23 protein-coding genes and 2 pseudogenes are annotated in these 22,574 nt (G+C 45.6%); 6 read left to right on the forward strand and 19 right to left on the reverse strand.

Translation table 11 applies throughout. The annotated features are described in order from the left end of the window. Positions 1–2: 2 nt before the first annotated feature. Complete coding sequence (locus ACES2C_RS04720) at positions 3–1,001, reverse strand: NAD-dependent 4,6-dehydratase LegB (RefSeq protein ID WP_374165853.1); 999 nt, start codon at positions 999–1,001, stop codon at positions 3–5. A 140-nt stretch (positions 1,002–1,141) separates the two neighbouring features. Between ACES2C_RS04720 and ACES2C_RS04725 the strand changes: the two genes are divergently transcribed. Further along, the gene (locus ACES2C_RS04725; protein ID WP_374165854.1) at positions 1,142–2,089 is read left to right on the forward strand and encodes a lipopolysaccharide biosynthesis protein; all 948 of its coding nucleotides are present in this window, start codon (positions 1,142–1,144) and stop codon (positions 2,087–2,089) included. A gap of 32 nt (positions 2,090–2,121) precedes the next feature. Continuing rightward, entirely contained in the window at positions 2,122–2,622 is a 501-nt protein-coding gene (locus tag ACES2C_RS04730; RefSeq protein WP_374165855.1) for a polysaccharide biosynthesis C-terminal domain-containing protein, read from the forward strand. 144 nt (positions 2,623–2,766) lie between these two features. Here ACES2C_RS04730 and typA read toward each other — a convergent pair whose 3' ends face one another. Next, positions 2,767–4,572 carry a translational GTPase TypA gene (gene typA / locus ACES2C_RS04735; protein WP_374165856.1) on the reverse strand — a complete coding sequence of 602 codons (1,806 nt, stop codon included), beginning with the start codon at positions 4,570–4,572 and terminating at the stop codon, positions 2,767–2,769. Between the two features lie 118 nt (positions 4,573–4,690). On the opposite strand from typA, the gene ACES2C_RS04740 reads away from it, so the two are divergent. Next, on the forward strand, positions 4,691–4,849 hold the full coding sequence (locus tag ACES2C_RS04740) for a FeoB-associated Cys-rich membrane protein (protein ID WP_374165857.1): 159 nt from the start codon (positions 4,691–4,693) through the stop codon (positions 4,847–4,849). An 8-nt stretch (positions 4,850–4,857) separates the two neighbouring features. On the opposite strand, the gene ispF is transcribed toward ACES2C_RS04740, so the two are convergent. Together ispF and porV are read right to left on the reverse strand one after the other, a co-directional pair. Next, positions 4,858–5,346, reverse strand: a complete 489-nt coding sequence (gene ispF / locus ACES2C_RS04745) for a 2-C-methyl-D-erythritol 2,4-cyclodiphosphate synthase (RefSeq protein ID WP_374165858.1) — start codon at positions 5,344–5,346, stop codon at positions 4,858–4,860. Positions 5,347–5,402: 56 nt separating this feature from the next. After that, positions 5,403–6,575, reverse strand: a complete 1,173-nt coding sequence (porV, locus tag ACES2C_RS04750; RefSeq protein WP_374165859.1) for a type IX secretion system outer membrane channel protein PorV — start codon at positions 6,573–6,575, stop codon at positions 5,403–5,405. A 210-nt stretch (positions 6,576–6,785) separates the two neighbouring features. Between porV and ACES2C_RS04755 the strand changes: the two genes are divergently transcribed. Then, entirely contained in the window at positions 6,786–8,408 is a 1,623-nt protein-coding gene (locus tag ACES2C_RS04755) for an SUMF1/EgtB/PvdO family nonheme iron enzyme (protein WP_374165860.1), read from the forward strand. Positions 8,409–8,451: 43 nt separating this feature from the next. Here the strand turns inward: ACES2C_RS04755 and ACES2C_RS04760 are convergent. Continuing rightward, positions 8,452–8,913, reverse strand: a pseudogene (locus tag ACES2C_RS04760) (transposase); the annotation flags it as partial. 55 nt (positions 8,914–8,968) lie between these two features. On the opposite strand from ACES2C_RS04760, the gene ACES2C_RS04765 reads away from it, so the two are divergent. Beyond that, positions 8,969–9,334 (forward strand): transposase, encoded by a 366-nt coding sequence (locus ACES2C_RS04765; protein WP_374163170.1) that lies wholly within the window; start codon positions 8,969–8,971, stop codon positions 9,332–9,334. Positions 9,335–9,449: 115 nt separating this feature from the next. Beyond that, positions 9,450–10,298: a transposase gene (locus ACES2C_RS04770; RefSeq protein ID WP_374165861.1), complete on the forward strand. Its 849-nt coding sequence runs from the start codon at positions 9,450–9,452 to the stop codon at positions 10,296–10,298. A gap of 24 nt (positions 10,299–10,322) precedes the next feature. Here the strand turns inward: ACES2C_RS04770 and ACES2C_RS04775 are convergent. From ACES2C_RS04775 to ACES2C_RS04840, 14 genes and pseudogenes are all read right to left on the reverse strand, one after another. Then, positions 10,323–11,378 (reverse strand): annotated as a pseudogene (locus ACES2C_RS04775) (IS66 family transposase); the annotation flags it as partial. Between the two features lie 50 nt (positions 11,379–11,428). Further along, a complete protein-coding gene (gene tnpB / locus ACES2C_RS04780) occupies positions 11,429–11,758 on the reverse strand; it encodes an IS66 family insertion sequence element accessory protein TnpB (RefSeq protein ID WP_374165862.1) in 330 nt (109 codons plus the stop codon). After that, a complete protein-coding gene (locus ACES2C_RS04785; RefSeq protein ID WP_141815795.1) occupies positions 11,758–12,033 on the reverse strand; it encodes a helix-turn-helix domain-containing protein in 276 nt (91 codons plus the stop codon). The genes tnpB and ACES2C_RS04785 overlap by 1 nt, the downstream gene beginning before the upstream one ends. A 278-nt stretch (positions 12,034–12,311) precedes the next feature. Next, positions 12,312–12,977, reverse strand: a complete 666-nt coding sequence (locus ACES2C_RS04790; protein WP_374165863.1) for a DUF4159 domain-containing protein — start codon at positions 12,975–12,977, stop codon at positions 12,312–12,314. A gap of 3 nt (positions 12,978–12,980) precedes the next feature. After that, on the reverse strand, positions 12,981–13,685 hold the full coding sequence (locus ACES2C_RS04795) for a 16S rRNA (uracil(1498)-N(3))-methyltransferase (RefSeq protein WP_374165864.1): 705 nt from the start codon (positions 13,683–13,685) through the stop codon (positions 12,981–12,983). A gap of 12 nt (positions 13,686–13,697) precedes the next feature. Then, entirely contained in the window at positions 13,698–15,023 is a 1,326-nt protein-coding gene (locus tag ACES2C_RS04800) for a hemolysin family protein (protein ID WP_374165865.1), read from the reverse strand. A gap of 4 nt (positions 15,024–15,027) precedes the next feature. Continuing rightward, positions 15,028–15,576, reverse strand: a complete 549-nt coding sequence (locus ACES2C_RS04805) for an inorganic diphosphatase (protein ID WP_374166907.1) — start codon at positions 15,574–15,576, stop codon at positions 15,028–15,030. Next, a complete protein-coding gene (locus tag ACES2C_RS04810; RefSeq protein WP_374165866.1) occupies positions 15,569–16,246 on the reverse strand; it encodes a DedA family protein in 678 nt (225 codons plus the stop codon). The genes ACES2C_RS04805 and ACES2C_RS04810 overlap by 8 nt, the downstream gene beginning before the upstream one ends. A gap of 55 nt (positions 16,247–16,301) precedes the next feature. After that, on the reverse strand, positions 16,302–17,678 hold the full coding sequence (locus tag ACES2C_RS04815; RefSeq protein ID WP_374165867.1) for an NADH-quinone oxidoreductase subunit N: 1,377 nt from the start codon (positions 17,676–17,678) through the stop codon (positions 16,302–16,304). A 21-nt stretch (positions 17,679–17,699) separates the two neighbouring features. After that, the gene (locus ACES2C_RS04820; protein ID WP_374165868.1) at positions 17,700–19,178 is read right to left on the reverse strand and encodes a NuoM family protein; all 1,479 of its coding nucleotides are present in this window, start codon (positions 19,176–19,178) and stop codon (positions 17,700–17,702) included. 22 nt (positions 19,179–19,200) lie between these two features. Continuing rightward, positions 19,201–21,111 (reverse strand): NADH-quinone oxidoreductase subunit L, encoded by a 1,911-nt coding sequence (nuoL, locus tag ACES2C_RS04825; protein ID WP_374165869.1) that lies wholly within the window; start codon positions 21,109–21,111, stop codon positions 19,201–19,203. Between the two features lie 56 nt (positions 21,112–21,167). Then, positions 21,168–21,497 carry an NADH-quinone oxidoreductase subunit NuoK gene (gene nuoK / locus ACES2C_RS04830; protein WP_374165870.1) on the reverse strand — a complete coding sequence of 110 codons (330 nt, stop codon included), beginning with the start codon at positions 21,495–21,497 and terminating at the stop codon, positions 21,168–21,170. Then, on the reverse strand, positions 21,497–21,994 hold the full coding sequence (locus ACES2C_RS04835) for an NADH-quinone oxidoreductase subunit J (RefSeq protein ID WP_374165871.1): 498 nt from the start codon (positions 21,992–21,994) through the stop codon (positions 21,497–21,499). The genes nuoK and ACES2C_RS04835 overlap by 1 nt, the downstream gene beginning before the upstream one ends. Positions 21,995–22,050: 56 nt before the next feature. Next, positions 22,051–22,548 carry an NADH-quinone oxidoreductase subunit I gene (locus ACES2C_RS04840; protein ID WP_374165872.1) on the reverse strand — a complete coding sequence of 166 codons (498 nt, stop codon included), beginning with the start codon at positions 22,546–22,548 and terminating at the stop codon, positions 22,051–22,053. Positions 22,549–22,574 lie beyond the last annotated feature (26 nt).

The following is a 22,574-nucleotide window of genomic DNA, read 5'->3' on the forward strand; positions in this document are numbered from 1 at the left end:
GTTTATATGTTGTACAAGTCCGCTTTATACTGACTTAAGTTTGTGGGTTCTCTAAACCATTGAATTGTTTCCTGCAGGCCGGAAGACAGGTCGTACTCCGGGCGCCAGTTAGTCAGCTCCCTGATCTTCACATTGGAGCCCAGCAGCCTTTCGACTTCACTCTTCTCAGGCCTTAACCGGACTTCGTCGGTTACTATCCGCGCTTTCGGGTTAATGATGTCGATCAGCGTTTGCGCTAACTCTCCTATACTGATCTCCTTCTGAGTGGCGATATTAACCTCTTCTCCTATCGTCTTGTCTGACTTCGCTATTTCTGCAAAGCCGCGAACGGTGTCTTTTACGAAGACGAGATCTCTTGTAGGGCTCACGGATCCCAGCTTGATCTCCGATTTCCCGGCCAGAAGCTGGGTAATAATCGTCGGAATCACTGCACGTGCGGACTGGCGCGGGCCATAGGTATTAAAGGGGCGTACAATCGCAACAGGCAGGTTAAAACTTCTGTAAAAGGACTCTGCAAGATGGTCGGCGCCTATTTTAGTGGCAGAATAGGGAGACTGCCCCTGCCTGGGGTGCTTCTCGTCTATTGGCACTCTTAGCGCAGTACCGTATACTTCTGAAGTGGAAGTGATCAGAACCTTCTGCACGTCATAGTCGCGCGAGGCCTGCAAGACATTCAAAGTTCCCTTTATGTTTGTATCGACATAATTGTCAGGAGCCACGTAGCTGTACGGAATGGCAATCAAGGCGGCAAGATGGAAAACCACATCAGCTCCTTTCACCAGGTTCTTCATGCCGTTAGGATCACGAACGTCTCCTGACACGACCTCAATGGCCGACTGCTTATGCTTTGGCAAGGTATCCAGCCATCCCCAGCTGTTAAACGAGTTATAGACTGCCAGCGCCTTCACCTGACATCCCTCGTCGAGCAGCTGCTCAACAAGGTGGCTACCAATAAAACCGTCGGCCCCCGTAACTACTACTTTTTTATTTTTAAGTTCCATGAATTTCTGAAAGAATATACAAATATAGTATAAGGCTTAACTATAAAGGCAAGGAGATGAAATACGGTCAGGGTGACCGTCAGCTAGAAGATTTTTGATATGTTTGGCTTCTAAAACCATAACAGGAGGCAATAACGGGAATGAATACAATAGGGAAACAGACGATTAAGGGCAGCATCTACTCCTATCTGGGAGTAATTATCGGCTTCTTTAGTGTTACCCTGTTACGTTCTCATGGTCTAAGCACAGAGCAAAACGGCGATCTCGAAGTCATTCTATCTTTCTCGATCATTCTTGCCCAGTTCGGGTCGCTCGGCTTCTTCTCGGCAAGTACTCGCTGCTTCCCATATTTCAGGGATGAAAAAAGCAATCATCACGGCTTTCTCTTTCTCACCCTTGCGGTCCCCATGGCTGGCTGCGCTCTGATCTGTATTCTGTTTCTATGTCTAAAACCCTTTATTTTTCAGTTCACGAACTACGAAGCCTTCTTTCATGATTACTGGAACATCATACTGGTGCTTACAACGGGAACGCTGCTATTTAGCTCCTTCGACAATTACAACAGGGTAGCGCTCCTCGACGCGGCCAGCGGGTCAATCCTGAAAGAATTCCTGCAAAAGCTCACGGTAGCCTGCGCGCTTGCGGTGATCTTCATCCATCCTCTTCCCTTTTCTCAGTTTGTGTGGATCTGGCTGGCTGCAAATGTCATCCCTACAATCCTCATATTTCTAAAGGTAAGACAACGGGGGCCTCTGAACCTCCGGCCCGACTTTAAATTTCTGAGTCCCGACATCGTGAAGATGTTAAGCAGCGTCAGCCTTTTTGCAGTAATCACAGGGCTGTCGACCATGATCATTCAATATATCGACAGGATTATGATCAATGATATGATCAACACCTCTCTCACCGGAATATACGGCATTACGGCGTTTTTTGGGACCGTGGTAGCAATGCCTTCACGCATTATGTACCGGATTGGCGGAGTAATCGTTGCTGAAAAATGGAAATCAAATGATCTTGCCGGCATTTCAACTATCTATCGGAAGAGCTGCTCCACACAATTGCTGATCGGCCTTCTTTTTTTGTAGGTATCTGGGCCAACATACACAACATTCTACGAATGATACCGCCGGAGTATGCCGCCGGAAAGTATGTGATCTTCTTTGTCAGCCTGGGGGGACTAATCGATATGGCTACCGGCATGAATGGAATGATCCTGGCTACTTCTAAATATTACAAATACGATACTTACTTCTTCCTCGGGCTGATTTTCTTAACCGTTGCTGCCAACTACGTTTTTATACCCAAATGGGGCATTACAGGTGCAGCTGCTGCCAGCGCCCTTACTACCCTTCTTTTCAACCTGTATCGTTACCTCTTTATATGGAAGAAGTTCGGACTACAGCCTTTCGACCTGAAAAATTTCTATATCCTTGCTGTGGGGCTTTCCATACTGTTCCTTGTTCAGTATCTCCCAGTGATGCCTCTTTTGGCTGATATTGTAATCAGGTCGGGCTTGATTACACTGGCTTATACCGGGCTGCTTTATATGCTGCATATTGTTCCGGAGATGAATGAGACGATAGATGGAGTGCTGGGCAAAGTGCTAAAGAGGCAATAAAAACAGGCTGAGTCAATTATTCCTTGTTGATAGCTGCCCGATCAGCAATGACAGACTGAAGCAGCTGAAAAACCACCAACAAAAAAAGAGGCTGAAATCACTTATGATACAGCCTCTTTTTTATTTGTTAAACGAACTCGCTATTTATGCAAATTTCTTCGCATTGACTTTCCGTTCGTTCTCTGTAAGGTATATCTTCCGCAGACGCATGCTCTTCGGAGTAATTTCAATATACTCATCATTCTGGATGTATTCCATCGCTTCTTCCAGAGAGAACTTGATTGCCGGAGCGATACGTACGTTGTCGTCACTTCCGGATGCACGCATATTCGTAAGCTGCTTGCCCTTCACCACGTTGACAACGAGGTCGTTGTCGCGGATGTGCTCGCCCATGATTTGCCCTTCATACACATCTTCACCCGGTTCAACAAAGAAACGTCCGCGGTCCTGCAGCTTGTCGATGGAGTAAGCAGTGGTTTGGCCCTTCTCCATCGAAACGAGTACGCCATTTAATCTACCGGGGATATTCCCCTTCCAAGGCTCGTAAGACTTAAAGCGGTGAGCCATTACAGCTTCTCCCGCAGTTGCAGTAAGAACATTATTTCTCAGGCCTATGATTCCGCGCGAAGGAATTTCGAACTCAAGATGCTGCAGGTCGCCTTTAGGTTCCATAACGAGAAGTTCACCCTTCTTCTGAGTTACAAGCTCGATCACCTTACCGGCTACATCACCAGGTACATCGACAATCAGCGTTTCAACCGGCTCACATTTAACTCCGTCAATTTCCTTAACGATAACCTGAGGTTGGCCAACCTGAAGTTCATAACCTTCACGACGCATGGTCTCAATCAGGACTGACAGGTGAAGAATGCCCCTTCCGTACACGAGATAAGCGTCGGGCGATTCGGTTTCCACTACCTTCAGTGCAAGGTTTTTTTCCATCTCCTTATACAGGCGATCACGAAGATGACGGGAGGTCACAAACTTTCCTTCTTTTCCGAAGAAAGGGGAATTATTGATTGTGAAAAGCATGTTCATTGTAGGCTCATCAATGTGGATGACCTCCAGCTGTTCAGGATTCTCAAAGTCAGCAATAGTATCGCCGATCTCAAAACCTTCAATTCCGACAACAGCACAGATGTCGCCGGATTTCACTTCCTGAACCTTGATCTTTCCTAACCCCTCGAAGGTATACAGCTCCTTTATTCTTGACTTCTGGATCTTGCCATCTCTCTTTACCAGAGACACAGGCATATTCTCCTTTATAGTTCCCCTTGCAACTCTCCCAATAGCAATACGGCCTACAAAAGAAGAGTAGTCAAGGGAAGTGATCTGCATCTGCAACGTTCCCTCGTTGACCGGTGCAGCAGGAATATGCTCCAGAATGGCGTCAAGCAACGGCGTAATATCTTCTGTCTGCTTCTTCCAGTCAGTACTCATCCATCCTTGCTTTGACGAACCGTAGATGACGGGGAAGTCAAGCTGCTCCTCAGTAGCCTCAAGGTTAAAGAACAATTCAAATACGGCTTCATGAACTTCTTCCGGCCGACAGTTCTCTTTATCCACTTTATTGATCACAACAATAGGCTTCAACCCTAATGCAAGTGCTTTCTGTGTAACAAAACGAGTTTGAGGCATAGCTCCCTCAAATGCATCGACAAGGAGCAGCACGCCGTCCGCCATCTTTAGCACACGCTCTACTTCTCCTCCGAAATCGGCGTGGCCCGGGGTATCAATGATATTGATCTTTATTCCCTTGTAGTTTACAGACACGTTTTTAGAGACGATTGTGATTCCCCGTTCGCGCTCCAGATCATTGTTATCTAAAATCAGCTCCCCAGTCTCCTGATTATCTCTAAACAACTGACATGTGTGTAAAATCTTGTCCACCAGAGTAGTTTTACCGTGGTCAACGTGTGCAATAATTGCGATGTTTCTAATATTCTGCATGAAAAACCTGCTCTCAAAAATTTGGGCAAAGATAAGCTTTTAAATCGGCATTCCGGCGCTTTTGCAAACGTTAAAAATAAATGACAATCAGGACTTAAGATAAATTTAACTTTGTATTATGGGAGCACAGGAAATTTTGGTTGTTATATTATTTATCGCCGCCCTGATCTATGTAGGGAACATGATTTACAAAAACTTCAACGCTAAAAAAAGCTGTGGATCAAACTGTAAATGTGGAATTGATTTTTCCGACCTCCCGGATCCTGAAAAAAAATAAGGCTTCAGTTACTTCAGCGTCTCTTTTTCGAGAAGGCAGACTGCATAAGCCACTACGCCCTCTTCTCTCCCGATAAATCCCATTCTTTCATTTGTAGTAGCTTTTATAGAGATGTCTTCCTCAGAAACGCCCATCGCCAACGCAATGTTCTTTTTCATCGCGGGAACATGAGGATTAATTTTGGGAGCTTCAAGGCAGATCATCGCGTCTACGTTCCCAATAGCCCAGCCCTTTTCGGCTACTAACCTGATACATTCTTTTAGCAGAATAAGACTGCTTATGCCTTTCCAACGTTCATCCTTATTGGAAAAGTGGTAGCCAATATCCCTCAAATTTGCCGCTCCAAGTATAGCGTCGCATATAGCATGCAGTAAAACATCTGCATCTGAATGTCCGAAAGCACCCGAATGATGTTCAAGATTCACACCCCCTATGATAAAGGGATGCCCCTCCTTCAGTTCATGGACGTCAAATCCAAATCCTACTCTGATCTTCATAATATAATTTTATACGCCGGGAAAGGAATAAAGACATCCCTTCCATCTTCGGCTTTTTATCTTATTGTATACGCAATCGTGAAGCGCAGTGTGTTTGCCAGAGGACTTCTGGTCTGACTGGCTGCAAGATAAGAAAAATCAAGATTGAATTTCTGATAGCGGTAGCCGCCGCCAAAGGTAAGGTAGCGTCGATCGCCTTTATCCCGACTTTCATAAAAATATCCCATTCTTGCTGCGAGCTGCTTGTTATAAACATACTCAAGGCCAGTGGCAATCGATATTTCCTTTAACTCTTCCGAAAATCCGCCAGGAGCATCGCTGAACGATCCGAACATCGCTGCGGGAACTGACTTGTTCGGGTCACTACCTGACACTATCTTTCCTTGAGAATCCCGAAGGGGCGGCGATGGGACCAGAAGCTTGTTTACATCCAGTGCGAAAGTGAGGGCGCCCTTCCCTTTGGCAACTGTTGCGGCGGTTCCTATCTTTAGGTTTGTCGGGAGAAAGAGACCTGAACCTTCATTTGAATAGCTTATTTTACTTCCGATATTTGATATAGCACCGCCGAAAGCAAGAAGAAGATCTCTGCCCGAAAAAGTAGTGGCATGGGTATAGTAAGCGGAAACGTCTGCTGCCAGAGCGGAAGCAGGTCCCGCCTGTTGTCCCTGGGTAACCATAGCATTCGAGATATTTGAGTAAATAAACCGGACGCTTGTGCCGAGAGAAAAGTTATTGCCAAACTTCCTGGCATAGGTCGCGTCTATTGCAAACTCGTTGGGGCGGAAGGTTCCATATGCCAGATCCGGACTTTCTCTTAATTCAATGTCACCGGCCGTGAAGTAACGAAAGGAAGCGCCTACCGTGTTTCGCTCATCCAACTTATAATATCCGTTCACATAAGCGAGATACATGTCTGAAACAAGCGTTCTCAGCCATGGGCTGTATGATAATGACACGGCCAACGTGTCGGATACAAAAGCAAGCTTTGACGGATTCCAGTGAGCGGAGCTAGCATCTGGAGAGGTTGCCGCTCCCGTTTCGCCCATTGCCCCGGCCCGGGCATCGGGAGCTACAAGTAAAAAGGGGACCGCCGTTTCCAGTCGTCGAACTGCCTTCCCAGCGTCTTGTGAGACTGCGTTTTGCGCTAGCAGATAGCCGGAAAAACATTGCAGCAAAACGCTCAAGCTGATCCAGATATACCTCCTTAACTTATTGCTCCGACGCATCATGGATTAAAAGTATAAATTTTTAATATGTATCTGTTTTTTTAATTGCAAGGGATTACAAACGGGCCCTACTCTCATAGCAAGAAGCACATAATTTTAAATTGGTGTAACCCACATTCTTAATCGACGTATAACAGAGAAATCGCCTTAAAAACACGATTTTGCCATGCTGGTGATTAATAACTATTTTAGCATCTTAGCTCTCATAATTAAATGAAAAAATTATCAATACTTTTTACCGCGGGACTTTGCGCTTTGGGAATCTTGGGGACTTCATGTAAAAGTAGCAAAAAAAGTGCTGGAGCTTCTTCAAAAACAGGCTGGGCCTACAATGACAAACACAATGGCGGGTTTTCTGTAGCGCCTAAAATCCAACCAGGCCCTGGGCCTGGACTGATTGCCATTGAAGGTGGAACGTTCGTAATGGGAGGCAGCCTGGCTCAGGATCTCTCCTACGAATACGACAATGTCAGGAGAAGGGTCACAGTAGCCTCGTTCTATATGGATGAAACGGAAGTTTCGAATGTTGACTGGCGGGAATACCTTTATTGGATACAACGGAATTTCCCGGAAGACAGAGAGTATTATTATAACGCGTTGCCCGACACACTCGTTTGGCGCCGACCACTGTCTTATAACGAACCTTATGTAGAAAACTACTTACGGCACCCCGCTTACCAGGACTATCCTGTAGTAGGAGTAAGCTGGGAGCAAGCCAGAGAGTATGCAGAATGGCGTACCGACCGGGTAAACGAACAAATATTAAGAGAAAAAGGAATTTTGCTCGACTATAAGTCGCTTGCCGGAAATACCAAAGGGGGAGGCAAGGGAAAAACCACAGCTGCAGCTCCTGCAACAAAAGATCCGTTCAATACAGATATATATCTAAACGGGCAGTATAAGGGAGAAGGTATCGACGGGAAGAAAATGCCGAGAAATTTAAATCCCGCTGCTACTGCAACAACAACAACCGCTGGAAAAGGCAAAGGGAACTCCGTGCCAAGAAGGCCGGTGACACGGGAAGATGGAGTGTTAAAAGAGCATTATCGTCTCCCAACAGAAGCAGAATGGGAATATGCAGCTCTCGCATTGGCAGGAAATACTGAATACGAAAATATCGAAGATGGCCGTATTTACCCCTGGGATGGCTTAGGCGTAAGATCAGGAAAGAAGAAGACACAGGGCTTGATCATGGCCAACTTCAAAAGAGGCGAAGGTGATAACATGGGTACTGGCGGTTATCTGAATGATAAAGCAGACATCACAGCGCCTGTTAGAAGCTACATGCCAAACGACTTCGGCTTGTACAATATGGCAGGTAATGTCAACGAATGGGTAGAAGACACTTACAGAAAGCTTTCATTTGAAGATTTCGAAGATTTCAATCCTTTCCGGGGAAATCAGTATGTCGACAAACGACTGGAAGACAAAAACAAATGGACCTATGCCAAGGACAAGTACGGCCGGCCGATAAAGGATCCTGCGAAATCACGCAGAAAGCAGACTTGGGCCGAGCTTAATGGCAAAGCTGACAGCAGCGCCAGCACGAAACACTTCAATCCCGACATGAGAGGATATAAAGACACTGTAAATCAGCAGCTTTATGGTACTGTAACCTTGATCAACGACCATTCTAAGGTATACAAAGGTGGCTCGTGGAATGACAGAGCGTACTGGCTGAACCCTGCTACCCGGCGCTTCATGCAGCAAGATGAGTCAAGTGCAGAAGTTGGTTTCAGATGTGCCATGAACATGACTGGTTCTACCGAGATCTTCACGAAGTATAAACCTCACTTCTCGCAGCCTAAGTCGAGGGCATCGAGTAAGGCAAGATAAGACCGAGACGAGATATAACGTATCCGCCCGACGAACCCATCTTTTAGGACTCGATTAGTTTCTTATAATTCTGCGGATAGAGGTCACGAATGTTCTTATGGTTAATGGTCATGACGTTTTGCAGGGCGTGTTTCAACCACTGCAGGGGATTCACCTCATGCTTTTTGCAGATAGCGAAAAAGGAATAGATCATGCCTGCTCTGGCAGCTGCATCATGGCTTCCTGCAAAGAGGTAGTTCTTGCGACCCAGAGAGATGGGCCTCAGTGCATTCTCGATTTGGTTATTGTCAATCAACAAGCTTCCGTCCTGCAGATAGGCGCTTAGCTTATCCCAACGCTCCATGGCATAGCGCATAGCCTTCCCGATCTGGCTTTTGGGTAAGGTATTCTTTACCTCATGAAAGATCCATTTTCCCAGTTCATTGATCACCGGAAGAGATTCTTCCAGGCGAAGCGCTTTGATTTGCTGGGCACTCAGTCCTTCCTCTTTTGCCGGAACAGGGACAAAAGTTGTGGAGAGAAGAGTAAAAGTAAGATATTAGCGTGCAGAAATTAGATAGATGCACGAGTCGTTTAAAGCCCTACTTCCCTTGATTATCCCTGAAGGGGTATCCGATTATTTCCAATTGACAGATCACAAAAAAGACACTACCGGGATTCATATTTACCTGGAAGAGATCAACTCCATTCCGGTAGAATATAAGACCAACAAGTTACTCTCCAAAGGCTTCTTTGATGAAGTGATTCTGCAGGACTTTCCCATACGGGGACAGGAAGTGTATTTGCATGTTAAGCGACGTAGATGGTGGAATCTGGACACAGGTAAGGTCGTTCACCGAGATTGGAATGTTGTAGCAATAGGAACGCGGATCACCAGTGATTTCGCGGCTTTTTTAAAAGCAATCAGTCGATACCCAGCCACATAGTCTGCAGACGATCGCCTCCTTTTACGGGATCAAAGGCAAGAAGCTGCAGCGCTATTATCGCGATCAACTCAGTGAATACAAGAATTGGGAGCACCGTACCGATGCCCGTAAAGGCTTGATCTTCCCACAGAACATCGGTCCTTATCTCTCTATAGATGAGACCAGTCTTTCCCAGGGTGAGCTCTATACGGTGGTCACCAATAAAGAAGCTAGAGGCAAAAAGGGCACTCTGGTTGCTATTATGGAAGGTACCCGTTCGGAGAACATCATTCCACTGCTTCAAAAGATCCCCCAAAGACTTCGTAATAAGGTCAGAGAGATCACCTTGGATCTGGCTGGTAACATGAGTTTGATCGCTAAAAAGTGCTTTCCTTTGGCCTCGCAGGTCATTGATCGCTTTCATGTGCAGCAGTTAGCCACAGAAGCGCTACAGGAAATACGGATCAAATACCGCTGGGAAGCCATTGATGCAGAGAATCAGGCTCTGGAAGAAGCCAAAGCAACTAAAACAAACTATTCACCTGAAATACTATCCAATGGCGATACCTTGAAGCAGTTACTGGCCAGAAGCCGCTATCTGCTCTACAAGGACCAACAAAACTGGAGTGCTGAACAGGCAGAGCGGGCTTGCTTGCTCTTTGAACGATATCCTTCCCTGGAAAAAGCTTATCAGCTAACCCGGGGCTTATCCTGGATATTCAGCAACACCAAAGATAAGCTCTACGCCTTTGCAAGACTGGCCCGGTGGAACGAGAAGGTGGAGCAATCCGGCTTTAAATCTTTTAATACCATTGCCAGAACCATCAATCTCTACCACAACAATATCTTGAACTACTTTGATAACCGAAGTACAAACGCTTCAGCCGAATCTTTCAATGCCAAAATTAAGGCTTTCAGAGCTCAGTACCGAGGGGTAGGAAATGTTAATTTTTTTCTCTTCAGACTCATGAAATTATTTGCTTAGTCCACAGATTTTGGTCCAGATCCCTTTTGCCTTTCGCTCTACTGCATATAAAGCCTGGATAAGCGACAAGGCTTTGGTTGCCCTGGTTTTATCATTATCCAGTGCCCGTTCAAACTCTCTTCTGGCATGAGCCCAGCAGGCTACCGGTGTTACTTCTGTCCGCTGTCCTATCTTTTGGTAGACGGCGTACCCGTCACTCTGGAGGTATCCTCTAAAGTGTTTCAGCATCTCCGTAGTGGCTGCCGCACCCCGGGTAGGCTGATAGTCCATCAGCACCAATCCATCCAAAGGACTATGGTAGACCCAATACCAGCCCATATGGGCAGCACCTTTCTTATCACTTTCCAATACTTTGATCGAGGTCTCATCGACCTGTAAATACCCTCTGGCTTTGATATCAAACCTGAGTTGCTGGTAGAGTGGTTCCAGTCTTTCCAGTGCCTGTTTGACCCAGCCTTCAATGGTAGAGGAGGCTATGGGGATGTTCTCCCTGGCAAAGCGTTGTTTCTGCCGGTAGAGCGGCAAATGATCCATGTATTTATCAGTGAGGATCATGGCCAGCAGCCCTGCTCCCGGAATGCCTTTATCAATGACCCGTTCAGGAAGCTCTCCCGTTTTTACTCCTTCTGCGTTTTTAGCGGCATATTTATAACGGATGTAGCGACGGATGAAGAAGCGGGCAGGCTCACATTCCAGTTCTTCGGTTACATCCTTTCCAATGCAGACCATATCCGTTAGATCACCCTCAGGGTGGATCTCGATTTCTTCTACAGGAAGATGGGCAGGCAAGGCAGCGCGGCCTTTATGTGCAGACTGCTTCTTACGGGTATAGGTGATCTGTTCTTTGATTTCTTCCTGCTGAATGGCTTCTGCTTCCGGCTGAGCTTCAAATGGCAATACGCCTTGTGCAGGGTCACCTTCAAAGCGTTCTCGCTTCTGGCCGAACTGCAGACGTTCTAAAAGGTCGACCCGGGCTTTGAGGTAGGTGATCTTTTCGTCCTGTCTTTCTATGGTGGCATCTTTGCGTTGCAAAAGAGCAATTAATTGTTCTTTTGAGAGTGATTCCAGTGCCATATCCATGGCATGAAATTACACAAAAAAGGCCGTCTATGCAAGAAAAAAGCCTCTTTTTATGCCTGATAACGTCGTAATTGCCGGCTCTTGTGAACCTGTATCCCTTCGATCATCAGCACCAGATCTGCCCAGCTCAGCTGCTCCTTTTTGGGAGTAGGGAAAGTACCCTGTTCGAGCCGCTTATAGTATAATACAAAGCCGCCGTGTTCCCAGTGCAACAGCTTAATATGGGTGCGCTGGCGGTTGAGGAAAACAAAGACTTCTCCTGAAGATACTTCCCTTTTGAGCTCTGAACTGACTAAACCACACAGACCGTCGAAACTTTTTCGCATATCACAATGGCCCTGATAGAGAAAATACCGGTGAGAGGAGTTCAGGCTGAACATTAATACAGATGAATGAGCTGAGAGATGATCTTCATATCAGAAGCCGGTACTTTGATGCGCACGCCGTTAGGGTAACTAACTTCTATGGCCTCTACAGACTCCGCCCGAGGGACCAGGGGGATAAACCCTTTCTTCTTTTCCGGTTCTTTGCTGCGTGATACCCAGTAGGCAAAGGTTGCCACCTTCATTCCTAATTGCTGACTAAACTCTTTTTGGGTAAGCCCGCTCTGACGCCAGCGCTCAACCTCTGCCTTCATTCTTTCTCTTTGATCCATTACTTTATCTTTATCGTGCAGGCAAAGTAAGGCCATTAAGAATTGAAGGTCAAGATGGGTTCGTCGGGCCGATACGATATAACAGTAACAGGCTGTCCTTTCAGGGGACAGCCTGTTTTCGTATAAAAACAATTCTGATCAGATGATACTAACGCCGGGTCGTGTATTGATCAGGCTGCACTGCTAATGAGATGTGCCCAACCGGGAAAATTGCAGCTTTCTTTTTAACGCACTCAAAAGGCGTGTTTCTTTACCCCGGCAGAGCGGGCGAGGCCTGCCTATTGGGTAAAGGCATATTGAATAAGATTGGCTCCCATTTTTAACGCTTTCTGCCGCGTGTTCTCTGAGTCGCCCTGATAAGTACCATAGTCTTCCCAGCCGTTGCCGAGGTCGCACTCATACGTATAGAAGCAACACAGCCTTCCTTTGTAAATCAACGCAAAGCCCTGTGGTCTTTTGTTGTCGTGCTCATGTATCTTGGGAAGCCCGGATGGGAAACTGAAAGGCCGTTGATATATTGAATGGTTAGCTCCAAGCTCTTTGAAATCCAGCTCGGGAAAAACCTTCTTCATTTGAGGTCGCACAAAGGGGTCAAGCCCGTAATTATCGTCAATATGAAGGAAGCCGCCACCTGCAAGGTATCTTCGCAGATTGCGACCTTCCTGTTCAGAAAAGGAGACGTTACCATGTCCCGTCATATAGATGAAAGGGTAATTAAATAACTCCGGGCTGCCCGGCTCTACTATTCCCTCCTGAGCTTCCAAATTAGTACCAATGCGGTCATTACAGAAAGTGATGAGATTAGGAAGAGCAGTCCGGTTGGCGTACCAGTCTCCTCCTCCGCTGTATTTAAGACGCCCAAGCCGATAGGAGCGCTTTTTCCAGCCCAAAATAAGCGTAGGCAATAAAGACAGCGAAGTCGACAGGAACTGACGTCGTCTCATAGGCTATCGGTTTAAAAAGTTCACTTCAAAACAGGCTTCTAACCCGGCCGTTTCAGTTCGCAGTCTTGCCGTTCCCAATGATATGGCCTCAGCTCCCGTGTCGAGCGCCATTTTAAGCTCAGCAGGAGTAAAATCGCCTTCGGGACCTATAAGTATTGTGCAGGGATGAGAAAGGCGAAGAACCGATTTTAACGGCAGTTTATCCCCTTCCATACAATGCGCCATAAACGTCTGCATCTTGCTCTTGTTCCTCAGAAGGAACTCCCTGAGATGCACCGGCTCATTAAGTAAGGGATGATAGGCCTTGAGAGACTGTTTGACAGCCGCTGTAATGATCTTATTCAGGCGGGCAGTCTTTATCTCGCGTCTCTCGGAACGGTCGCAGATTATGGGACTTATTTCGTCAATACCAATTTCGGTAGCCTTCTCAAGAAACCACTCAAATCGTTCAATATTCTTAGTAGGTGCTATCCCGATGTGGAGATAATGGCTTCTCTTTCCATATTCTTCCTGATGCTCAACAATGTTAAGTACCGCTCTTCTGGCATCAGCGTCAGCGAGCATCGCTGTGTAGAAGCCACCTCTTCCGTCTACAAGGTATACGGTTTCCCCCACGTTCAGTCTGAGGACCTTTACGCAATGTCGGCTCTCTTCTTCACTTAGGGTGTAAGTGGCACCGGAAATATCAGGAGTATAGAAAAGGTGCATGACCTTTAATTTTTAACGTGTATCTACAGCATCCTCGTGGTTGATCACGAGGTCCAGTTTGACAGACTCAACATTCTGCTCAGTCTTTTTAAGAATAGTGATGGTATATCCGTAAAATTCCTTTCTTTCGCCAACTTCCGGAATTTTGCCGAACAGGTCACCCACCAGGCCTCCTACAGTATCGTAATCCTCGTCTTCCGGTAAATCATGTGGCAGATATTCATTCACATCATAGATCGTAGCGGAAGCATTAACAATGAACTCGTGATCAGAGACCTTTTCTACAATGGGCTTCTCCTCGTCGAACTCGTCCTGAATTTCCCCAACCAGCTCTTCAACGATATCCTCAAGAGTAACCATTCCTGCAGTTCCGCCAAACTCGTCCAGTACAATTGCTATCTGGATCCGCCTCTGCTGAAACTCCTTCATCAGGTCGTTAATCTTCTTCGTTTCAGGGATGAAGTATGGCTTACGGATAATATCTTTGAGGATCATCTCCTTCTTCCCGGCAATAATGGGTAGAACATCCTTAGCGTGAATAACACCGATAATTTTATCTATCGTCTCATCATACACGGGAATCCTCGAATACCCCTCCTTCAATATCGTGTCCAGAACGTCCTCCTCAGGCATATTGATCTCAATGCCCGAAATCTTCGTCCGCGGTACCATGATATTTTTCACCACGCGCTCATTGAAATCGAAGACGTTCTTGATCAGCTCATGTTCGTTAATGTCGAGCACTCCGCTCTCCTTACCCTGCTCCAAAAGATACTGAAGTTCTTCCGAACTGTGCGTAGTCTCATGCACGCCAACATTACTTACACCAAAGAGCTTAAGAACCAGGTTAGCAAAGCCGTTCAGAAGCCAGATAAAAGGCCTGAATATAAAATAGAAGAAGTGCAAGGGGAGCGATATCCCCATTGTTATGGCGATCGGCCGCTGAATCGCTATAGACTTTGGCGCCAGCTCACCAAATACGATATGGAGAATAGTTATCAATACAAACGCAATGATAGGCGCTGCTGTTGTACTAAAAGATGTTACAAATGCCGTGCCTGCACCGAAAGAGTAAAGCAGGTTACTAAGCAAATGCTCCATCACTTCTTCACCAACCCAACCCAGGCCAAGGGAGGCCAGGGTAATACCAAGCTGTGTAGCGGCAAGGTAAGCGTCAAGGTGCTGCGTAATATGCTTGGCCGTCTTTCCCATCCGACTTCCTGACTTAGCCTGAATTTCGATCTGGGAGGCCCGCACTTTTACAATAGCAAATTCTGCTGCAACGAAAAAGCCGTTCAGTAATACCAGGAAAAAAGTAAGGAAAATTTGAAACGCCATCTAGCTACACTAACTTCGGTATAATAGCATTGTTATACAACTCTATGCTATCTTGAATAACCTTATAAGCCTCTTCCCTGCCCATAAGCTGCTCAACTGTTACATTCTTATGCTCCAGCGCTTTGTAATCCTGAAAAAATCTCACTATCTCTTTCATAGTATGTGGAGGCAGGCTCTCAAGATCGTCAATATAGTTCACTGACATGTCATTCTTAGCCACTGCTATAATCTTGTCATCCTGCTCACCGTTATCCACCATGTGCATCACACCAATCACCTTCGCTTCGATGACAGACATCGGAAAAACATCCACAGAACAGAGGACCAGGATATCCAGCGGGTCTTCATCGTCACAATAAGTCTGAGGAATAAACCCGTAGTTCGCCGGGTACATGACGGAAGAAAATAAGATTCGATCCAGCCTTAAAAGCCCTGAGTCTTTGTCGATCTCATACTTTCCTTTTGAACCTTTAGGAATTTCAATGATAGCGTTAACAAAAACAGGTAGTTGCTTGCCTGGGGACACACGGTGCCAGGCATTGTCATTAGTCATAGTCATTTATATTTTCGTTCAACTTCTTATTCTGAGTTTTGTTTAAAAGAAATTTTCTTTTAAAATAAGTCCATACCAGAGGGATCGCAGTGATAAGGATGAATCCTACAATGATATATAACAGATACTGATCTATTTGTTTTTCGAAGCGCTTCCCCAGAAAAAAACCCAATAAAGTTAAGGATGACACCCATAATACAGCTCCTGATATATTATAGAACGTAAACTTTCTTACATTAACACCTATTACTCCAGCTACAATAGGCGCAAAAGTTCTTACTATCGGAATAAACCGCCCCATGATTAGAGCGAAAGCGCCCTGCTTTTCGTAGTATTCTTCTGCTGCCCGGATATACTTCTTCTTGAAAAAGAAAGAATCCTTCCGAAGGTACAGCACCGGGCCAGTCTTTTTTCCAAACCAGTAACCTACGAAATTACCCAAAACAGCGGCAGCTATCAATCCCCCCACCAGCGCGTAAATAGACGCATCGAGCCGTCCCGTTGCAACGAACATTCCTGCGAGAAACAATAAATAATCGCCAGGTAGGAAGAACCCGAAGAACAAGCCCGTCTCAGCAAACACCACGAATAACACAAGATAGAAACCACCTTCTCTCAAAAGACGTTCGGGGTTAATAAATTGTTGCAGGTAATCCCAGAGCTCGTACATAAATGTATATTCGTAAAGCTACGAATATTAAAATAATTTTTGAGTTTAATATGGATCAAATCAGGCTCGCGACCAGATCCGGATAAATACCAAGGATTATAGTGACTATTGCTGAAAAAGCAAGGACTACCTTATAGTAGGCCGGAACAACCAGCGCAACCCTTTCCTCTTGCTTGAAATACATGGCTACAATAACCCTGAAGTAGTAAAATATGGCGATTACCGCATTTACCACTGCAAACACCACCAGAATAGTATGATAACTCGCAAGACTCCTGCTAAACATCATAAACTTGCCGACGAAGCCCGCGGTAAGAGGAATTCCAGCAAGAGACAGCATGGATACAGTGAGGCAGAAGGCGAGTAACCGATTCTTTCTTCCCAGTCCGTTAAAGCTGTCGAAACTATCGTTGCCTGTTTCGCGCTGCAACAAAATAAGTACAGCAAACGCTATGATTGATGCAACCGAGTAGGCAGCAGCATAAACAAACAGAGCATTGTCAGACGAGCCATCTAGTGTGATCAGGCCAAACAGCATATAGCCCGCATGGGAGATGCTGGAATAAGCGAGCATCCGCTTGAAGTGCTGCTGGTAGATCGCTGTGATGTTCCCAATCAGCAGGGAGAGCGCGGCAATAACAACTAATATAGGAATTATAAACTCCTGCTTCACTACGAAGCAGTTTAGCATGATCCGCAGAAACGCAGCAAAGCCGGCTGTCTTCACTACGGTACTCATATAGGCAGTGATCAAAGACGGCGAGCCTTCGTAAACATCAGGGGTCCAGAAGTGAAAAGGCGCAGCACCAACCTTAAAGCACATTCCGATTAGCATCAAAATAATACCAGTGTATAACAACGGAGATGGCTTTTGAGTCGCGGTAATATAATCACGGATTCCCTGGATATCGAAAGAGCCTGACGCACCATATAATAGCGCAATGCCGAACAAAAGAAAACCTGTAGAAAAAGCGCCCATTAGAAAATACTTCAAGGCCGCCTCATTCGAGGAGAAGTCTTTCTTCCGAATACCTGCAAGGATGTACATGCACACCGACATAATCTCTATTCCTATGAACAGCATCGAGAGATTATGGAAAGAAACCATCAGGATGATGCCTGCCAGAGAGAATAGAATTAAGGCGTAATATTCAGCAACATTGGCACTAATCTTTTCGAAATAGTCGCGTGACAAGAGCAAAATAAGAAAAGTAGTAAAAATTGTGATCCCCGAAAACGCAACAGCAAAGTTGTCGAAATGCATCATGTTGCTGAAGATCGGCTCTGCAAAGCGGTTCCATTCAGAAGTAGATAATATGAAAGCCAGTGCCAGCCCAAGTAAACTTACAGGCAGCAGCGCTCTCTTGGCCTTGAATAGTCCTAGATATAAAATAAGAAGTGCTAATAAGGATATCGTAATTAATGCATTCATTTTCCTTAATCTGTTTTTGAACTAGAAATTGATACTGGTTCCGTGCATCCTGCCTTCTACCAGTTGAACAAGCGACCTCACCGCAGCCTCCGAAATATGAAGGATCGGCTTCGGGTAAACTCCGATCACGACCACAAAGACACACAATATTACGAGCACCAGCTTCTCTAGTCCGTCAATATCTTTAAAGCTGTTAGTCCGTTCATTTGTACCACCCAGCATAACGCGCTGATACATCCTGAGCATGTAAACCGCCCCGAAAATAATAGTGAGACCTGCAATTACCGCCGCGTAAATATTATACTCTGACAAGCCCAGCAGCAATAGGTACTCACCTATGAAACCATTAGTAAGCGGTAATGCTATTGTTCCCAGTAAAATGATGAGAAAAGTGATCGCATACTGCGGAGCCACAGAGGCTATGCCACCCATGCCTTCTGTATCACGGGTCTGTAAACGGCGGATGAGAATATCGGCTATAAAGAACAATCCAACTACATTGATCCCATGATTAAGCATCTGAATCATCGCTCCCTGCAAGCTCTCAACATTCCATACAAACAAACCTGCAGCAATGAGCCCTACGTGGCCGATAGATGAATAAGCAATAAGCCTCTTGATATCCTTTTGGGTAAAAGCGATAATAGAAGCGTAAACTATCCCCACGATAGAAAGCATTAAAACCCAGGGCCCCCACTGAAGGTAGCCGAGCGGCACCACGGGGATAAGCCACCTGATCACCCCGTAAACGCCCATCTTTAGCATGATTCCAGCCAAAAGCATGCTCCCTGCTGTCGGAGCCTCCGTGTAAGTGTCGGGCTGCCATGTATGGAACGGAAAAACAGGCATCTTAATAGCAAATGCGAGGAAGAATGCCAGGAATACCCATCCCTGAGCACCAGGGCTCACCGAAGAATGGTAGAAAGATTGTAATCCAAAGTATCCGTCGGGAGTATGAGCACCGACGTAAATAATACCGAGCAGCATGATCAGACTCCCGAATACTGTGTATATGAAAAACTTCATATTAACACGAATCCTGTTCTCTCCTCCCCACATTCCACATATGAAGTAGACAGGAATCAGTGCAGCTTCCCAGCCAAGATAAAACAAGAAAGCGTCGAGTGCAGTGAACACCAGCAAAAGCCCGCTCTGCATAAACAAGATGAGACCATAAAACGCGCCGGGGCTTCTATAGCTGTTCTTAAAACTCGAAAGGATGATCAGTGGCACCAAAACATTCGTCAGGAGTACCAGAATCATGCTGATTCCGTCTATACCCGCCTGGAAACGGATCCCAAAAGAAAGAAACCAGGGGTAGTCATAAACAAACTGGGGAGCAGCAGAATCGGGATTAAAAAGGGAAAGAAGATAGGCAGTAAGTCCTAATGATAATACAGACGAAACAAAGGCGACTGTTCTTGCCTGTTGAGATTTACCAAACAACGATGCAGCAAGAGCACCAATCAGAGGTAAAAATATAAGCAGTAAAATTTCCATTTAGTTTTCCTATTCTTCTCTGTTATATTTTGTAAAATCCATATACCAATAAGGCGACAATACCTGCCACCATCATGAATATGTAAAAGCCGATGTTTCCAGTCTGGACGAGACGGAGGCCTCTCCCAGCCCAGGTTGTACACTTACCTAGTCCGTTGACAATGCCGTCAATAAAAGCCTTGTCTACTATCCTGTAAAAGAATCCGGAGATCGCATTCAAGGGTCGGGTTACCAGAAGGTCATAGAGCTCATCTATGTAATACTTGTTATAGGACAGGCGAGCCAGGAACCCTCTGTCTGAATGATCAGGCACTGGCACGTGTCCGTTCTTCACATACCGGATATAAGCAACCAGGGCTGCCAGGAAAGCACCGATAACCGATACCCCCATTAGCATGTATTCCGTGGAATGATCAAGAGGATGGCTAGCGACCAGACCTGCTGATTTAGAAAAAACAGGCGAAAGGTACTCTGCCAGCCAGTGGTGCCCTCCAAGGACCTCCGGGACCCCTATAAAACCTCCTGCAGCTGACAAGACAGCGAGGACAATCAATGGGCCTGTCATAGAAACAGGTGACTCGTGCAAATGATGTTCCTGTTCGTGCGTGCCCCTGAATTGCCCGTTAAAGGTCAGAAACATCATTCTGAACATATAAAAGGCAGTGAAAACAGCACCAACCACACCTATAACCCAGAATACTTTATTATGCTCAAAAGCATGGGCAAGAATCTCATCCTTAGAGAAAAATCCCGAAAAAGGTGGAATACCGGAGATCGCTATGGTTCCTGTTAACATCGTCAAAAACGTCACAGGCAGCTTTCTTCTTAAACCTCCCATCATCCGCATATCCTGCTCATTACTCATAGCATGGATCACAGACCCTGCCCCTAAGAAAAGCAGGGCTTTAAAGAACGCATGAGTGATCACATGGAAAAAGGCACCGGTATAGGCTCCAACGCCTAATCCGAGGAACATATACCCAAGCTGAGAAACAGTGGAATACGCAAGCACCTTTTTGATATCCGTCTGCGAAATCGCGATGGTTGCTGCGAGAATAGCAGTTGCCAGCCCAATAACAGCTACCACATTGAGTGTGAGCGGAGCGAGAGTAAACAGAATATTAGAACGGGCGATCATGTAAATTCCCGCTGTCACCATAGTAGCGGCGTGGATCAGCGCCGATACAGGGGTAGGGCCGGCCATTGCATCGGGCAACCAGGTAAACAGAGGGATTTGTGCAGACTTTCCCGTTGCACCTACAAATAGGAGGAGTGTGATGGCCACAAGTATAGGCGCACCTGATTTCATTGTCTCCGCCCTGGTAAACACTTCGGTGAATTCAAGGCTGCCAAACACCCGGAATATAAGAAAGATCGCAATCAGGAAACCCAGATCTCCTATCCTGTTCATCACAAATGCCTTCTTTGCCGCACCAGCATAGGACGGGTTCTTGAACCAGAAACCGATTAACAAGTAAGAACAGAGTCCCACTCCTTCCCAACCTATAAACATCACCACAAAATTGGATCCAAGTACTAACAACAACATGAAGAACACAAACAGGTTCAAATAGGAAAAGAACTTTGCATAGCCCTTATCTTCATGCATATAGCCGATTGAGTAAATATGAATGAGAAATCCAACGCCTGTGACGATCAATAACATTAAGGCACTGAGGTGGTCAATTTGAAATGCAAACGTGACAGAGAGGCTGCCGGTTTCAATCCAGTTAAACAGAGTTCGATGAGCAGAAACAGCACCGGAGTGATTAAGCTCTAGAAAAATGCCAGTACTGACACCAAACGATAAGAGAACAGCCACACAAGCCGTCAATCCCACAAGCCCCTTGGGTAAAACATTCCTTCCAAAGCCGTTTATTAAAAAGCCGATCAACGGAAATAAAGGAACAAGCCAGACTAAATTATTCCACATGAATATGTTCGTATAAATGTATATTCTATTACTTAACTATAATTCCGGTTCCCTCACTACCACTTTAACCTGTTCAGTACATTCACATCAGTTGAGTTTGTGTTCCGGTAGATCATTACGATAATTGCCAGGCCTACGGCTACTTCAGCCGCTGCCAGTGCCATAATAAAAAAGACGAAAACCTGTCCGGCAGCATCTCCCCGGTATGCAGAGAAAGCGGTCAGCAGTAAATTTACCGCGTTCAGCATCAGCTCCACAGACATGAAGATCACGATGGCATTTCTTCTGATCAGAACACCCATCACCCCTATCGAGAATATAACTGCACTCAGTAAAATATAGTGATTTAAAGGAACCCCTTGAATTGCGTGAGTAACTGTTTCCATTATGCTTTTTTTGGCTCTTTTTTAGCAAGTAAAACCGCTCCGACCATCGCCGCCAGTAACAGGATTGACGAAACTTCAAATGGTAGAAGAAAATCTTTGAATAGCACCTTTCCAAGGTTCTGCACCAGTCCTATATCTGGCTTGATCAATACTACAGGATCAGACGGCTGAAGCGCCTTTACCGATCCGGCAATTGTAACTAAAAGACACATTCCTGCCACTACTCCCGCCACTTTGACAAGGTTCGATTTCAGTGGTTCAGAGTCCTTGTTCAGGTTGAGAAGCATCAATACAAACAAGAACAAGACCATGATGGCTCCCATGTAAACGATGAAGTTCACGATTGCGAGGAACTGGGCATTCAATAAGATGTAGTGTATTGTAAAAGTGAAAAACGTGATAATGAGATACAAAACACTGTGCACCGGATTCTTGGAGAATATTACCAGTAGTGAAAAGAAGACTGATAAAAAAGCAATGAAATAGAATAAGTTCATTAATTCTACGATTTTACTTTACCTCTTACCAACGGAGTGGTCAAAGGTATAATTTTTTACGATTTGAGCGGTGCTTCCACCAGTTTATCTTTACCAAAGATGAAGTCCTTCCTAAGGTAATCAGCCTCCACGATAGGACCATCCAGATAGATCGCCTCTTTCGGACAGGCTTCTTCGCAAAGTCCGCAGAAAATACACCGAAGCATGTTAATCTCATAGACTGCTGCATACTTCTCCTCTCTGTAAAGGTGCTCCTCCCCTTTTTTCCTTTCCGCTGCCGTCATTGTGATTGCCTCGGCAGGACATGCCAAAGCGCAAAGGCCGCAAGCTGTGCAGCGTTCACGTCCCTGCTCATCCCGTTTTAAAGAGTGTAGTCCCCGCCAGTTCTCTGAAACCGGACGTTCCTGTTCGGGATAAAAGATAGTTTCCTTTTTCTTAAAAATATGCTTAAAAGTAATGGCGAGTCCCTTCAGGATCGAGGGCAGGTAAATCCTCTCTCCAAAGGTCATTGGCTTTTGCTCTAATACTTTCTTTCTGTTACTTAATGATTCCATAAAATAGTCAACTATAAAGCTTGCAA

This window comes from Arcticibacter sp. MXS-1, assembly GCF_041902385.1.
GTDB lineage: Bacteria > Bacteroidota > Bacteroidia > Sphingobacteriales > Sphingobacteriaceae > Arcticibacter.